The 14,456-nt window shown below is 36.9% G+C and carries 13 protein-coding genes; 10 read left to right on the top strand and 3 right to left on the bottom strand.

Going from position 1 to position 14,456, the window contains the following annotated elements; genetic code table 11:
- The first annotated feature begins 391 nt into the window (after positions 1-391).
- The 5 genes from thrS (at position 392) to RNZ47_RS12630 (ending at position 4,678) form a co-directional block, all read left to right on the top strand.
- A complete protein-coding gene (gene thrS / locus RNZ47_RS12650) occupies positions 392-2,326 on the top strand; it encodes a threonine--tRNA ligase (RefSeq protein WP_311940559.1) in 1,935 nt (644 codons plus the stop codon).
- 33 nt (positions 2,327-2,359) lie between these two features.
- Positions 2,360-2,905, top strand: a complete 546-nt coding sequence (gene infC, locus RNZ47_RS12645; protein WP_311940587.1) for a translation initiation factor IF-3 — start codon at positions 2,360-2,362, stop codon at positions 2,903-2,905.
- A gap of 130 nt (positions 2,906-3,035) precedes the next feature.
- The gene (rpmI, locus tag RNZ47_RS12640) at positions 3,036-3,233 is read left to right on the top strand and encodes a 50S ribosomal protein L35 (RefSeq protein WP_139698285.1); all 198 of its coding nucleotides are present in this window, start codon (positions 3,036-3,038) and stop codon (positions 3,231-3,233) included.
- A 122-nt stretch (positions 3,234-3,355) separates the two neighbouring features.
- Positions 3,356-3,700 carry a 50S ribosomal protein L20 gene (gene rplT / locus RNZ47_RS12635; RefSeq protein WP_311940554.1) on the top strand — a complete coding sequence of 115 codons (345 nt, stop codon included), beginning with the start codon at positions 3,356-3,358 and terminating at the stop codon, positions 3,698-3,700.
- Between the two features lie 156 nt (positions 3,701-3,856).
- Positions 3,857-4,678: an HAD family hydrolase gene (locus tag RNZ47_RS12630; protein ID WP_311940552.1), complete on the top strand. Its 822-nt coding sequence runs from the start codon at positions 3,857-3,859 to the stop codon at positions 4,676-4,678.
- A 5-nt stretch (positions 4,679-4,683) separates the two neighbouring features.
- On the opposite strand, the gene RNZ47_RS12625 is transcribed toward RNZ47_RS12630, so the two are convergent.
- Together RNZ47_RS12625 and RNZ47_RS12620 are read right to left on the bottom strand one after the other, a co-directional pair.
- The gene (locus RNZ47_RS12625) at positions 4,684-5,106 is read right to left on the bottom strand and encodes a secondary thiamine-phosphate synthase enzyme YjbQ (protein ID WP_311940550.1); all 423 of its coding nucleotides are present in this window, start codon (positions 5,104-5,106) and stop codon (positions 4,684-4,686) included.
- 14 nt (positions 5,107-5,120) lie between these two features.
- Positions 5,121-7,406: a beta-N-acetylhexosaminidase gene (locus RNZ47_RS12620; RefSeq protein ID WP_311940547.1), complete on the bottom strand. Its 2,286-nt coding sequence runs from the start codon at positions 7,404-7,406 to the stop codon at positions 5,121-5,123.
- A 168-nt stretch (positions 7,407-7,574) separates the two neighbouring features.
- On the opposite strand from RNZ47_RS12620, the gene RNZ47_RS12615 reads away from it, so the two are divergent.
- Positions 7,575-8,012, top strand: coding sequence for a hypothetical protein (locus RNZ47_RS12615; protein WP_311940545.1), 438 nt, complete (start codon positions 7,575-7,577; stop codon positions 8,010-8,012).
- 260 nt (positions 8,013-8,272) lie between these two features.
- On the opposite strand, the gene RNZ47_RS12610 is transcribed toward RNZ47_RS12615, so the two are convergent.
- Entirely contained in the window at positions 8,273-8,470 is a 198-nt protein-coding gene (locus tag RNZ47_RS12610) for a hypothetical protein (protein ID WP_311940543.1), read from the bottom strand.
- Between the two features lie 107 nt (positions 8,471-8,577).
- On the opposite strand from RNZ47_RS12610, the gene RNZ47_RS12605 reads away from it, so the two are divergent.
- The 4 genes from RNZ47_RS12605 (at position 8,578) to RNZ47_RS12590 (ending at position 14,447) form a co-directional block, all read left to right on the top strand.
- The gene (locus RNZ47_RS12605; protein ID WP_311940541.1) at positions 8,578-10,596 is read left to right on the top strand and encodes a tetratricopeptide repeat protein; all 2,019 of its coding nucleotides are present in this window, start codon (positions 8,578-8,580) and stop codon (positions 10,594-10,596) included.
- Positions 10,597-10,616: 20 nt separating this feature from the next.
- Entirely contained in the window at positions 10,617-11,177 is a 561-nt protein-coding gene (locus RNZ47_RS12600) for a hypothetical protein (RefSeq protein WP_311940539.1), read from the top strand.
- Between the two features lie 7 nt (positions 11,178-11,184).
- Complete coding sequence (locus RNZ47_RS12595) at positions 11,185-13,419, top strand: caspase family protein (protein WP_311940537.1); 2,235 nt, start codon at positions 11,185-11,187, stop codon at positions 13,417-13,419.
- 164 nt (positions 13,420-13,583) lie between these two features.
- Complete coding sequence (locus tag RNZ47_RS12590) at positions 13,584-14,447, top strand: toll/interleukin-1 receptor domain-containing protein (RefSeq protein WP_311940535.1); 864 nt, start codon at positions 13,584-13,586, stop codon at positions 14,445-14,447.
- Positions 14,448-14,456: the final 9 nt, after the last annotated feature.

Genomic DNA, 14,456 nt, shown 5'->3' with positions numbered 1-14,456 from the left:
AAAAAAACCTGAAACCCATGGCCCTGCATCCAGCCGTACTGGAAATCGGGGAGCGCCGTTGGCAAAACACGGCGGCGGCGCGGTTGTGCCCCGGGCATTTGCGCGAACCGCTACTTAATGTATGCCGTATATTATGGTATCGGTGCCCTTTTTTTTTGGGGACGGCACCGACGCCGGTTTTTGCGCGGCGCCATTTGCCGGCACGCCCGCGTTAGGGATAGCAGTGGAAAGCCCACAGCGAGGTACGAGCGCAGACTTGCAACGGATAGCCCGACCCTGGCTTTTTTGGCAGGGGAACGCCCTTGAAAAAATTATACCTATATATATTATATATGTATTGTGTGGATTTATTTATACTAGTATCTTTGCACACTGAATTTAATTTTTTTTAATGATACATATAACATTACCTGATGGCAGTGTGAAAACGTTTGAAGAGAACGTTACACCAATGGATGTTGCCAAAAGCATAAGTGAAGGATTTGCGCGGAATGTAATTTCGGCCAATTTTAATGGTACAACCGTAGAAACCGTTACACCGTTAACCACCGATGGCGCTTTGGTTTTATATACATGGCGGGATGATGAAGGTAAAACGGCATTTTGGCATTCTTCGGCACACGTTTTGGCACAGGCTATTGAGGAATTGTATCCTGATGCCAAACTTACCATTGGCCCTGCTATTGAAAACGGGTTTTACTATGATGTAGATTTTGGCGAGCATGTGGTTTCGGAAAAGGATTTTAAAGCGATTGAAAACAAAATGTTGGAGATTGCCCGTGGCAAACACGATTTTAAAATGCGTTCGGCAAGTAAGGCCGATGCGCTGGAACTATATAAGGACAACCCGTTTAAAACGGAACTGATAGAGAACTTGGAAGATGGCACGATTACGTTTTGCGACCACTCGACTTTTACCGATTTGTGCCGCGGCGGACATATACCCAACACCAGTATTATAAAAGCGGTTAAGGTATTGAGTGTTGCCGGTGCTTATTGGCGCGGTGATGAAAACAAACCGCAACTAACCCGTGTTTATGGTATTTCGTTCCCAAAGCAAAAGGAGCTTACCGAATATTTGGAGCTGCTCGAAGAGGCCAAAAAGCGTGACCACAGGAAACTTGGCAAAGAGTTGGAGCTTTTTACGTTTTCGCAAAAAGTGGGACAGGGTTTACCGCTTTGGCTTCCAAAAGGTGCTGCCTTACGCGAGCGTTTAGAGAACTTTTTAAAAGCGGCACAAAAGAAAGCGGGTTACGAAATGGTAGTAACACCACATATTGGCCAAAAAGAATTATATGTAACCTCCGGTCATTATGAAAAATATGGGGCAGATAGTTTTCAGCCGATTAAGACTCCAAAAGAAGATGAAGAGTTTTTATTAAAGCCCATGAATTGTCCGCACCATTGCGAAATTTACAAAAGCAGTCCATGGAGCTATAAAGATTTACCAAAACGCTTTGCTGAATTTGGCACCGTTTACAGATACGAACAAAGTGGCGAACTGCACGGTTTAACCCGTGTACGCGGTTTTACTCAAGATGATGCCCACCTGTTTTGTACGCCAGAGCAATTGGATAAGGAATTTAAGGATGTGATAGATTTGGTGCTTTATGTATTTGGTTCCTTAGGATTTGAAAATTTTACGGCACAGGTTTCTGTAAGGGATCCGGAAAATCCAGACAAATACATTGGTACTGTTGAAAATTGGGAAAAAGCGGAGCAAGCCATTATAAATGCTGCCGAAGAAAAAGGCTTAAATTATGTAATTGAAACTGGCGAGGCTGCTTTTTATGGGCCAAAATTGGACTTTATGGTTAAAGATGCTTTAGGCAGAAAGTGGCAATTGGGTACTATTCAGGTAGATTACACCCTGCCCGAACGTTTCGATTTAACCTATAAAGGCAGTGACAATGAGCTACACAGACCTATTATGATACACCGTGCACCGTTTGGCAGCATGGAGCGTTTTGTAGCTTTATTGCTTGAACATACAGGCGGAAATTTTCCTATTTGGTTGATGCCAATTCAAACAATTATATTATCAATTAGCGAGAAATATGAAAAATACTCTGAAAAAGTTTTAAATTTGCTAGAAAATAACGAAATTCGCGCCCTCGTTGACCATAGAAATGAGACTATAGGGAAAAAAATACGTGAAGCAGAGATGCAGAAACACCCTTATATGATTATTATTGGTGAGCAAGAAGAGCAAGAAGGCAAAATTACGGTTAGACAACACGGTGGTGCAGATTTAGGAATGATTACCTTAGAGGCTTTCACTGAAATAATAAAAGAAGATATTAAAAAAACATTAAAATCATTTTAAAAAACAATAAGTTTAATTTAAAACCATAACGCCATAGCAATTAGAAGAAGACATCAACCCAGAAGGGTTTCACAAGAGGATAAACATAAGATTAACTCTAAGATTACAGCGCAAAAAGTACGCCTTGTTGGAGACAACGTAGAAATTGGTATTTATACCAAAGGTGATGCTATGAGAATAGCAAACGAGCAGGAATTAGATCTTGTAGAGATTTCACCAAATGCTGATCCTCCGGTATGTAAGGTTATGGATTATAAGAAGTTTCTTTATGAACAAAAGAAACGGGACAAAGCTTTAAAATCTAAAGCCACCAAAGTAACAATTAAAGAAATTCGTTTTGGTCCTCAAACTGATGACCACGATTACGAATTTAAAAAGAAACATGCTGAGAAGTTCTTAAAAGAAGGTGCAAAATTAAAAGCTTTTGTATTCTTTAAAGGACGTTCAATCATATTTAAGGAGCAAGGCCAGATTTTGTTATTAAGATTAGCCCAAGACCTTGAAGAATTTGGGAAAGTTGAGCAAATGCCTCGTTTAGAAGGTAAACGAATGACGATGTTTATTGCTCCCAAAAAGTAATGAATAGTTAATACTAGATTTGACCCTACGGCTTATACCAAGGTAGAAATTTTAGTAAAACAATACGACGCCGAAAAAAGATTCGGCACAAAAGCAATTAAGCGAAATAATTAAAAAACTAGGAGAAAAAATGCCTAAAATGAAAACAAAATCTAGTGCCAAAAAGCGTTTTAAGCTTACGGGTACTGGTAAAATTAAAAGAAAGCACGCTTTTAAGAGTCACATCTTAACAAAGAAATCTAAAAAGCGTAAGCTAGCGTTAACCCATGATACTTTAGTACATAAGGCTGACGAAGACAATGTTAAAACCATGTTGCGTTTAAAGTAACAGCGTTTTAACCGGTTAAAACAATTTATAAACCCTGGAGTTAGGCAACCAAGTACGAAGATAGGAGTACGAAGTTAGAAGTACCGATTATCGGCCGCCTACTACAAAAAACAATTAAAATTATGCCAAGATCAGTAAATTCTGTAGCCAAAAGAGCCAGAAGAAAAAAGGTAATTAAACAAGCAAAAGGCTATTTCGGACGTCGTAAAAACGTTTGGACAGTAGCAAAAAATGCGGTTGACAAAGCGATGCAATATTCGTACAGAGACCGTAGAAACAAAAAAAGAACATTCCGTGCTTTATGGATTACGCGTATTAACGCTGGAGCCAGAGAACATGGTTTATCTTATTCTCAATTTATGGGGAAATTAAGAGCTAATGACATTGAATTAAACCGTAAGGTTTTAGCGGATTTAGCCATGAATAACCCAGAGGCTTTTAAAGCTGTAGTAGAGAAAATTAAATAAGGCGTTTCGCCTATTGTAAAATCATATTATTCGCTTAATATAAAAATCCGGTTCTTAATTGAATCGGATTTTTTTTGTTTAACTAAAATTAACTTTTAAAAAACAATTCTCTATCAAAGGAGTGTTACTTTTGCAAATTATTAAAACAACCCTGGCATGAATCTATCAAAAGTAAAATTAGTGGTTACCGATATGGACGGTACGCTCCTAAACTCGAAGCACCAAGTGAGTCCCGAGTTTTTTAAATTATTCAATAAAATGACAGACCACGGCGTGTTGTTTGTAGCCGCCAGTGGCAGGCCCCACTATAGCATTACCCAGAAACTTAACGGTATAAAAAACGATATTATTATAGTTTCGGAAAATGGCGGACTTGTATCTAAAAGAGACGAAACCCTACTATCTACGCCCATAAAAACAGATAAGCTTTCAGAAATTACAGCTCTGATTGATTCATTAGAAAATGCACACCCCGTTTTCTGCGGAAAAACCAAGGCTTTTATAACAAAGAACTCGACAGCCTTATCGGATGTTTTAACTGAGTATTATCCGAGTTTTCAAATTATTGAAAACATCGATGAGATTAATGAAGATATTTACAAGGTTTCTCTTTACCACGAAGAAAATTCAGAAAAACATATCTATCCGCATGTAAAGCATTTAGAAGCTCATTTTAAAGTAAAAACCTCGGCCAGACATTGGGTGGATATTTCCGATAATTTGGCCAATAAAGGTCATGCCATTAAATTGTTGCAAGATTCGTATCAAATTTCAGCTGAAGAAACGATGGTTTTTGGCGATTACCATAATGATATAGAAATGCTAAAACAAGGCTATTTTAGCTATGCCATGAAAAACGCCCATGAGGTGGTAAAGCAAACAGCGCGATTTGAAACCAAGACCAATGATGAGTTTGGGGTTGAACACATTTTACAAAAATTAATTATTGACAAGGAGGAAAAAATAAAGATTCCTTAAAGAACTCAAATCCCGTAGGCGGTAATTACAAGTTTTCTTGAACCACCAGAGTTTCTGTGTTCACACAAATAAACCCCTTGCCAAATCCCTAAATTTAGTTTTCCGTTGCTTATTGGTATGAGTACCGAAGCGCCTAAAACCGATGCTTTAATATGTGCGGGCATATCATCAGGCCCTTCGTAAGTATGCTCGTAATACGGTGCGTTTTCAGGAATCATTTTATTGAAATGACTTTCAAAATCGGTTCTCACCGTATAATCAGCATTTTCATTTATGGTTAAACTCGCCGATGTATGCTTTATAAACACCTGCATCTGCCCTATTTTAATGGCTCTAATTTCTGGTATCGCCTCTAAAATAGCGTCCGTAATCAAATGAAACCCTCTTGATTGTGCTTTTAACTGTATTTCTTTTTGAAAAAATTTCATGGAAATTTGATGTTTTATTTTACCGTAACCTCATCAACAAATACCCAAGCATCACCGTTTCGAATATGCCATTCTGGTAATTGACCTCTATTTTTTGCCGAAATTTTAATAAAGGAAACGTCTTGCTTTTCAAATTCAGTTTCTATTCTTTTTATAATAGGGTCTCTGTCCTTTATGGTTTCCAAAGTTTCATCCAAAACGATTTGATAGGTTTTACCATCTTCCGAAATACCAATAACCACTTGAGTTGGCAACATAACGGAAGTAGCCCCAATGTGCTGAAAAAAGTTTAAACCAACATAAGATAATGCATTGGGTTCTCCCAAATCGATAATTACTTCGAAGTCCTTTTTAGGAAGCCCTTGCCAATTGGGGTCGTCGCCTCTTGGGTTTGCAAACTTATTATTAAACAAAGCCTGTTCGCCTCCGCCGCTGTAACTTTCGTTATAAGGATGGGTATATGTAACCTTGCATTTATCGCCAAAACCGGTGGAAAACATTTTCTTTAAAGGAAAACCAATAGGCTCCCCGTTTCTAAAGGCTTGTGCGTGTACATTAATGGGCTTGGTGTAGCGTATTGGCGTCGTATATAATTCTGAATTTACTATTGGTGCCGTACCGTCTAAAGTATATCTAATCTCATTTATACCCAATTCGTTTTTCAATTCAAGCACAAAGGTTTTATCAGCTTTATTATAAGTTACGTTATAATCTGGTGCCAGTGAGCTCCCCGCGAAATGGTAGTTTAGTTCCTCAAATCTATCAAAATGAACATCTATTCTTTTTATGAATTCATTCTTGTTTTTTTGGTTAGGGCTTGTCCAAAGTGCTTCAGACAACGCACTCAACCTGGGCAACATCATATATTGTGCATGACTTAAAGTTTTAATCTGTTCGGTCCAAAGATTGGCTTGTCCACCAAGAATATGATGCCTTTTATCTGCTGCAATAGCATCGGGAACGGGATTAAAATCGTAAACCTTGAGCAAGTTGTTGTAGCCGCCCCAAGATGGTGGCTCGAACTCGCTTTTGCCTTGATTGTGATCAAAATACAAAGGAGACCCGGGCGACATTACTACATCGTGCCCTGCATTGGCGGCTTCTATACCACCCTCGAATCCGCGCCACGACATAACAGTGGCTCGCTCCGGCAAACCACCTTCCAGTATTTCGTCCCACCCAATTAATTTTTTATTTTTCGAATGGATGAATTCTTCCATACGTTTTACAAAATAGCTTTGTAATTCTTCGGCATTTTCAAGATTTTCATCCTGCATTCTTTTTTGGCATTTTTTACAATTTAACCAAGCCGATTTACCAACCTCATCGCCACCAATATGTAAATATTTATACGGAAACAGTGGCACAACCTCGCTAATTATATTCTGTAAAAACTCAAAAGATCCATCGTTACCGGCGCAATACACCCCGGATGTACCTTCGCCATCACAAGTAAATTCCGGATAACATTGCAGTGCCGCTTCAGAATGCCCGGGCATTTCAATTTCAGGAATCACATCAATATACCGTTCGGCAGCGTATGCCACAACCTCTTTAATATCAGCTTTGGTATAAAATCCGCCGTAAACCTCACCTTCGGTATCCTTATAAGTTGCCTCAAAATCTTCCCACGGTTTTTTGTTTTCCTTTACTTTTCTCCAAGCCCCTTTTTTGATTAATTCCGGATACTTATCAATTTGAATCCTCCAACCAATGCCATCAACCAAATGCCAATGGAATTTATTCATTTTGTGCATGGCTAAAATGTCGATTACTTTTTTAACGGAATCTTTAGGGAAAAAATGCCGCGACACGTCCAACATCATACCACGCCAACCAAATTCGGGTGCATCTTTAATATGAACAAAATGAAGTATCGGTGCATTAATCAATGTTTTGGGCGTTAGCAACTGCTTTAAGGTTTGTACCCCATAAAACACGCCATGGTAGGTTTTCCCTGTTATTGAAACACCTTTTTTAGTCACGTTAAGTTGATACGCTTCCTTATTATCGCCATCTTCAGATATTATTAATTGAATGGCATTGTCCTGAATTTTGGTCGAGGTATTTAGTTTTAAATTGAAGTTTTTATCAAAAAAAGAAATCAATTCAGCTGCGATGCGTTTTCCTTCTTCAGAATTTTCAGAAACAATTACCGTATTTTCAGAAACCATAAATGTGCCTTGTTGATACTCGATTAGGTTGGGCTGTGGAATAACGCCTGCTTTTGCCGGCACTTTATTTTTACAGGAAACCGTTACCAAAAAGAGGAAGAATATGAGCAGCTTGAAAAATTTCATAGAATCAGAATTCGAATTAACATGGTTGTTTTAACAAAGTTAAGTATAAGAAATAGAAAAAAACGCTCTTTTTCGAACCATAAATCACTATTTAAAATTATTTCAACGCAACCTTTTGGTTTTTTTATCATCTATATATAAAATCCTAAATCTTTAAAATTTTAAATAATGAAGAAGTCTATTCTAATCGTTTTAAGTTGTTTGTTTAGTTTTTCAAGCTGTTCAACCAGTGAAGACCCCATAGACCCTCAAAAAGTAAAATATTTATGGCACTTGGTTAACGTAACTGGTGGTGTTGCCGGCGTAAATGAAACATTTAGCCTTGATACCATTGTATGGGCTTTTAACGATGCAACCAAAACGCTTGTTGTTGAAAATAATAATGATGACGACACGATTGAGGATGCGCTGGATTCCGGAACTTATGAATTTGATGTTATTCAAGGTCCTAGCGGAAAAACCTTTTTGACCATAGATGATATCGAATTTGGTAATTTTGAGATTTCTCAAAACACGTTAACAATTGACAAAAACATAACAACAACTGGTACCGGTGCTGATGGGTTTATCTACACTTTCCAAAGAACCATTGAGCTGGTTGATTAATCAATTTAAAAATTTACTTCATTTTTATAGCGCGAAAAGTAGTTTTTATACGCGTTGCGATTTGAACTACCATCAACTTTCATTTGCAACAAATACACTTAAGTTTAAAAGAGCACTTTTTTGTTGAGGAATGATTTGCTATTTGGGTCCAATAAAAAAACCGAGCCATTTCTGTCTCGGTTTTTTTATGTTTTCAATTGCTTAAAATATAGGGCAAGATTTAATCATTGAATAGTATCTATTTCAAATAACAGTAAGGTTTAATGTCTTTTATCTTTTGGTTTAATACTGCTTCCGTCTTTTGGAATGATGCTAGAGCCGTCTTTTGGTTTAATACTGCTTCCATCTTTTGGAATGATGCTAGAGCCGTCTTTTGGTTTAATACTGCTTCCGTCTTTTGGGATGATACTACTTCCGTCCTTTGGATGAATAGTATCAGAGTTTTTGTTACTTGCCATGATATATATTTTTAAAGTTAATTATGCTCTATATTAGTGAAAAAATGTAACTTTAGCAAGCTATTAATCCCATTTACTCTTAACCACTTCAATTAATCAACTGAAAAATGAACCTAAAAGGTTTCGTTAAAGAGTGCCATAAAAAGGGAGTTTTTAAAATGCTTTCTATTTATATAGTATCGAGCTGGGTAGTATTGCAAGTATTAGCACTTATAACTTCGCCCCTCGGACTTCCTGAAAAAAGTGTTACCTATCTCATCGTTATTCTGTTGTTTGGGTTCCCGATTTATATTTACTATGTATGGAAGTTTAGGCTTCTTAAACACGAAATACAACAAACCCAAGACCCAACAACACCGTATAACAAAAGTGCATTTCAAAAAATGTACTTTTCGTCTTTATTTGTTATTGGTTTGCTTTCTGGTATTGCCATTACCCTCATTTTTAAAAATAATTTTGGGGAAAAGATTTCATTAAAGGCATTAAAGGGAAACGATAAAATTGCTGTTTTGGATTTTGAAAACACAACGGGCAATACAGATTTAGACAATGTGGGCAGAATAGCGGCGAGGTATATTAGCCACGGCATTACCGAAAATGAAGTTGGCCAAGTGATTTCATCTAAAATTGTTAGCGATTATACCAGTGTTATAAAATCTCAAGCCGGAAAATCAATAGATTTAAACAATCTTCTAAAAAACTACCTAAAACCAGGTAAGGTTATTGAGGGCACTTTTTACATGGAAAAAGACACGTTGTTTTTGCAGGGTTCCATAAAAGATGGTTTGGTTGACAAAACACTAATCTCTTTTGAAACCATTAAGTGCGACCCCAATGCACCGTTGGATTGTGCGGAAAAATTAAAACAAGATGTTCTTGGGTATTTATCGACTGAAGACCGACAAGATGAGTCTGGTTATATAAAGAAAAACAATAATCAAGTAGCTTCATACTACGAAGAAACACCCCCTAATTATGAAGCCTATCAGTATTTAATAAATGCGTTGGATAATATTGAAAATGACAAAATCCACTTGGAATACTTAAACAAAGCCATTAAAAACGATTTGGATTTTTTCGAACCAAAAGCCCATCTTATGGCTTACTATTACAACAAAGGTTTATTTTCGATTACAGATTCACTAATAAAAACCGTTGCAACAAATTCAACATTAAACGCAAGACAAAAAAACTGGATGCTTTTCTACGAATCCATTATTAGCGGAAAAAACGACAAAACCTATCGCGCTATTAAAAAAGAATACGATGTGGCTTCTTTGGATATGAACACCAATCAAACCACCATGACCATTGCCCTGCAATATGTTAATAGACCTGAAGACATTGACGCCATATACAATGAAATCCCTATGGAAGACATGGTTTTAGACAATTGTACACGCTGCGGCTTTAGATATTATGTTAAAGGACTTGCCGACGTTGAACTTGGTAAGTACAACAACGTTATAAAAATATTAGCGCCCGTTACAAACATTATTGAGGCCAATTATTTAAAGCGTCCGTTATTAAGTGCCTATGTGAAATCCGGTAAAATTATAGAGCTTGAAAAATACCTGTCGCACTATGCTTTAACGGCGTCAAATGAAGATATGGATTATTTAAATGTATTTACCGGAATGCAGTTTTTAAATGCCAATAAAAAAGCTGAAGCAGATACCTATTTTAATAAAGTTATTTCAAACAGCAATGCGATTACCACTAAGCCCGATCTCGCCACGGCCTATTATTATAAAGGTGATTATACAAATGCTGAAGATTTATATAAATCGCTACACGAAACTGAACCCCATAATATTGAATATTTGGTATTGTTAGCCATAAGTTATTTTAAAAACGGCCACTCTGAAGCTGCCAAAACTCAAATTGAAAAACTAAACGGTTTAAGAACCGATTATCAGTTTGGAGCTATCGATTACGGTTGGGCGCAGTACCATGCATCAATGGGCGAAAAAGACAAAGCCATAGAATTTCTAAAAAAATCTGTGGCCCAAGGGTTTAATTACACACCAACCACGTTTCAACACGATTATCATTTTAAAACCATTAAAAACACGCCAGAATTCATTAATCAAATAATGAATTTTTGGAAAAACAAAACCATATAATACTAACCAAAAAAAAAGCCATGCAAGAATTAATAAATTTACTAGACGTTATTATTTGGCCATTAACCGTATTGGCGGGATTACTTTTTTTTAGAGAACACATAGGAAAAGTTATTGGTAGCTTAGGTTCAATTAAAGCCGGTGCGCAAGGTTTTGAAATGAACTTTATTGACGACAAACTGCAAGAAGCCTCAAAGTTAATTGGGTTGGGGTCTTTGGAAATAACCGCAAAAGATGGCTCCAGCATCATCCCAAAAGATGGAAGCAGCATTATTCCCAAAGATTCAAAAATAGTTCCCAAAAAGAGTCATGCCGAAACCCCATATCAGGAGTTGATGGAATTACAAGATGCTATTAACCAAACCCTAAAAAACATGGCAGCTACAAAAGGAATCGCTACCAATGGTGCCTCGAATTTTGCATTAACAACCACTTTAGCCGATCATGACATCATCAATAATCAAAAAGCGCGTCAGTTAAAAACCCTAATAGAGCTGAACAATATTGGCTTAAATTCTCCAAAGATTACTTCTAATCAGGTTATTCAAATGAAAACATTATTCAACAAAATATCATTGTAAATTCAATATGAAAAAACTAGATAACGCATACGCTTTGATTATTGGTGTGGACAATGAACAAAAAACCACCCAAGTGCTTAGGGACGCTCAAGCTATTTTTGATGTGTTAACCAATCAAGAATTGTGTGGCTACAAAGAAGAGAACATCACGCTCCTACTCGATAAAGAAGCCACAACCGAAAACATTAATACGGCCATTGATAATTACATAACCAAAATTGATGAGAACTCATCTTTCCTTTTATTTTATTCCGGGCATGGTGGATATCACGAAGGGCGCTCATACTTATTGCCCTATGGAGCTACCAGCGAAAGCTTAATATTGGGAGAGAAATTAAGGGAGAAACTCAGTCAAATGAAATCAAAAAGAATGATTATCATGTTTGACTGTTGCCATTCTGGAGGTTTTTTTGACGGAAAAGACGATATTATTTCGCAAACCATTTCAAAAAACACGGCCCAAAATACGCTTCATAAATCTGAAGACTTAGAAGGCATCGCCCAGGAAATCGATGACGAACAAGGCATGGTAATTATAGCCTCGTCTCAAGCCGAAGAGTTATCGTGGGGCGATAATAACGATGATTACAGCGTGCTTACAACGTCCTTTATTGAGGCACTAAACGCTAAGCATAAACACTTTTTTGCCGATGAATACATTAGAATGGTGGAAACCGTTAATTATGTATTCACCCGAATTCCTGAGTTGATTAAAACACTTAAGGAACGCAGCGACATTGTTAAGGACCAAACGCCTTACGCAAACCTTCAAATGAATAGCGACTTTGTTATTAGTTATATTCCCAAAAGTTTTAAAGAGAAAATCGTTACCAATAAATTTAAGGTTCAAGCGCAACAGGTTGAATCCGTAGCTTCAAAAAGTAGTGATTTGGAATCTTGGGAACGAGGGGAAGGAAACAACCTATTGCTTTTTGTTCATGGTTTCTCCGGAGAATCAAAAGATACCTTTGGCAATATCCCGAAAATGTTGCAGGCCGATTCCAATTTTGATGGTTGGGCCATGAAACCCCTGGGGTATTCGCCTGTTGTACAGCCAAAATTGGGAAAAGATATTTGGGGTGCTATTCTTGACGTAGATAAAATTGCCGGTTTCTTAAAAACATCCATAAAATATAAATTCAAAGATTACAATCGCATAGCAATCGTTGCGCACAGTTTGGGCGGATTAGTTGCGCAAAAAGCCATTTTAGGACTGGACGAAGACCATAGAAATAGAATTTCGCATCTCATTATGTTCGGCACGCCCAGTAACGGCATTGCTCCAGAAGTGCTTGCCAAACAATGGAACAAAAAATATAGCGAACTGAGTAGTGAAGGTGATTACATAACATCGCTTCGCAACCAATGGAAAGACACCTTCAACAATGCGTATCCTTTTAAACTAAAGGTAGCGGCTTCATCAGAAGATGAATATGTTTCAATCGATTCTTGCCACAAACCCTTTGGTCAAGAATATTGCGAAATTGTGGATGGCAAACATTTACAAATAGTAAAACCGGACAGCGAAAAAGACGATGCCTACGCTTTAATTTTAAACAGCTTAACAGGAAGTAAATTCTTTAATCAATATACCAATAAAGAAGAAATAAATTTAACCTTGGGCAAGTATGATGCCGTAGTTAAAAAGCTGCTTCCCATAAAAGACGATCTCGACAAAAGAGGCTTAACCCAACTCATTTTTGCATTGGAAGGGCTTGAACGTAAAGACGAAGTTTATGAGATACTAAACCATCACCCCATGGCAAAAAACAATACGGATTTAATGGGAATAATCGCCGGAAGGCATAAACGCGATTATTTAAAAACCTATTCGTATAAATCCAGCCAGTTATCCCGTGATTATTATAGTAAAGCCTTGGAAATTTCGGTTGAAAATGAAGCTTATTCCCAAATTTATTATCATGCCATCAATTTGGCTTTTTTAAGTATTGTAACCGACCCTGAAACCGGAAAATCGGAAATGAAAAAATACGCAAATCAAGCATTGAAAGCCACGGAGCATTGCGATGATAATCTTTGGAAATATGCCACCGTTGCCGAAGCAAACATGTATTTAGGAAATTTAGAGCGCGCCAAAGAGTTTTACATCAAAGCTTCAACAAATATACCCATTAGGGAAAAAGTGTCTATGCATACCAATGCGTACGCTGGATATGTTGCCTTAACAAATATAGATGATGATGAATTTACACAGTTTTTAAAAGCGCAATTATTAAGTTAATCTCAACTTTTTACAAGATAACTTTCAGAATCAATTAGCAGTATAAACAACTGGTTACCATTGTAATAAAATGAATCTTTATTAAAAAAAAATTAATAATCTAATCAAAAAATGACTATATTGACATCTCCTTAATTAATCCTAACCAACTAAAAACGAATAACATGAGTGCAGAAACTATTTTTGTAAGCTACTCAAGTAAAGATAGACCCTTCGCTATCGGACTTGTTAAAGAATTGCAAAGCTTGGGCGTAAACGTTTGGATAGACCAACTAGGTATTGGTCTCGGTGAAAACTGGGACGATGCCATCGAGGAAGCCTTGGAAAAATCAGGAACTTTAATGCTTATTTTATCACCAACTTCCGTCGAGTCGCCCAATGTTCAGGACGAGGTTTCCATTGCCATTAACACCAAAAAGAAAATGGTCCCTATCCTTATTGAAGAATGTAAATTACCTATGCGTTGGCAACGTAGGCAATATGCAGATTTAACCAACAACCCGGATAAAGCGATACATGATATTTTGTCTTTTCTCGGGTTAAAAGAAAAAGCCTCGGCCAACCTAAAAAAAGTACTCAAACTTATTGGTGTGTCTGAAGCGCCAAAAAAGGTTATTGCAAATACAACTGAGGAATCTACAGGAAAAGCCATTCAAACGGAGGTTGATCTTGAAGATTTATTAGTTTCAGAAGATGAAATAAATCGGGCCTCTAAAATGCACGAAAAAGGCATTAAAAAAAGCTGGAAGATGATTGTTATTGTTGGCGTTTTAAGCCTTATTACATTTGCTTTTTTAGGCTTTACAAATTTTATTACAGTACCTTTTTGGATTGCCGCAACAGGAAGTTTGGCTTTGAATTTATTATCCATTAATCCCTTTGGAGCTATTAAAAAACGAGAACGAAATATAGATTTAATGGAGCTATTAAAACTAAAACGTGAGCGTTTAACACGTGTTATGAATAAATTATCGGATACTGAAATTGAAAAATTTAACACCGAGTTTTATAATTATATAAAAATTTAAATTAGAAAA

This window comes from Hwangdonia seohaensis (assembly GCF_031932625.1).
Lineage (GTDB): Bacteria > Bacteroidota > Bacteroidia > Flavobacteriales > Flavobacteriaceae > Hwangdonia > Hwangdonia seohaensis.
This window is presented reverse-complemented; position numbering and strand designations above follow the sequence as displayed.

What these genes read in the sequence shown, in the direction of transcription:
- thrS (WP_311940559.1), top strand. Translation starts at nt 392, where the DNA reads ATGATACATATAACATTACCTGATGGCAGTGTGAAAACGTTTGAAGAG.
- rpmI (WP_139698285.1), top strand. Translation starts at nt 3,036, where the DNA reads ATGCCTAAAATGAAAACAAAATCTAGTGCCAAAAAGCGTTTTAAGCTT.
- rplT (WP_311940554.1), top strand. Translation starts at nt 3,356, where the DNA reads ATGCCAAGATCAGTAAATTCTGTAGCCAAAAGAGCCAGAAGAAAAAAG.
- RNZ47_RS12630 (WP_311940552.1), top strand. Translation starts at nt 3,857, where the DNA reads ATGAATCTATCAAAAGTAAAATTAGTGGTTACCGATATGGACGGTACG.
- RNZ47_RS12625 (WP_311940550.1), bottom strand. Translation starts at nt 5,106, where the DNA reads ATGAAATTTTTTCAAAAAGAAATACAGTTAAAAGCACAATCAAGAGGG.
- RNZ47_RS12620 (WP_311940547.1), bottom strand. Translation starts at nt 7,406, where the DNA reads ATGAAATTTTTCAAGCTGCTCATATTCTTCCTCTTTTTGGTAACGGTT.
- RNZ47_RS12615 (WP_311940545.1), top strand. Translation starts at nt 7,575, where the DNA reads ATGAAGAAGTCTATTCTAATCGTTTTAAGTTGTTTGTTTAGTTTTTCA.
- RNZ47_RS12610 (WP_311940543.1), bottom strand. Translation starts at nt 8,470, where the DNA reads ATGGCAAGTAACAAAAACTCTGATACTATTCATCCAAAGGACGGAAGT.
- RNZ47_RS12605 (WP_311940541.1), top strand. Translation starts at nt 8,578, where the DNA reads ATGAACCTAAAAGGTTTCGTTAAAGAGTGCCATAAAAAGGGAGTTTTT.
- RNZ47_RS12600 (WP_311940539.1), top strand. Translation starts at nt 10,617, where the DNA reads ATGCAAGAATTAATAAATTTACTAGACGTTATTATTTGGCCATTAACC.
- RNZ47_RS12595 (WP_311940537.1), top strand. Translation starts at nt 11,185, where the DNA reads ATGAAAAAACTAGATAACGCATACGCTTTGATTATTGGTGTGGACAAT.
- RNZ47_RS12590 (WP_311940535.1), top strand. Translation starts at nt 13,584, where the DNA reads ATGAGTGCAGAAACTATTTTTGTAAGCTACTCAAGTAAAGATAGACCC.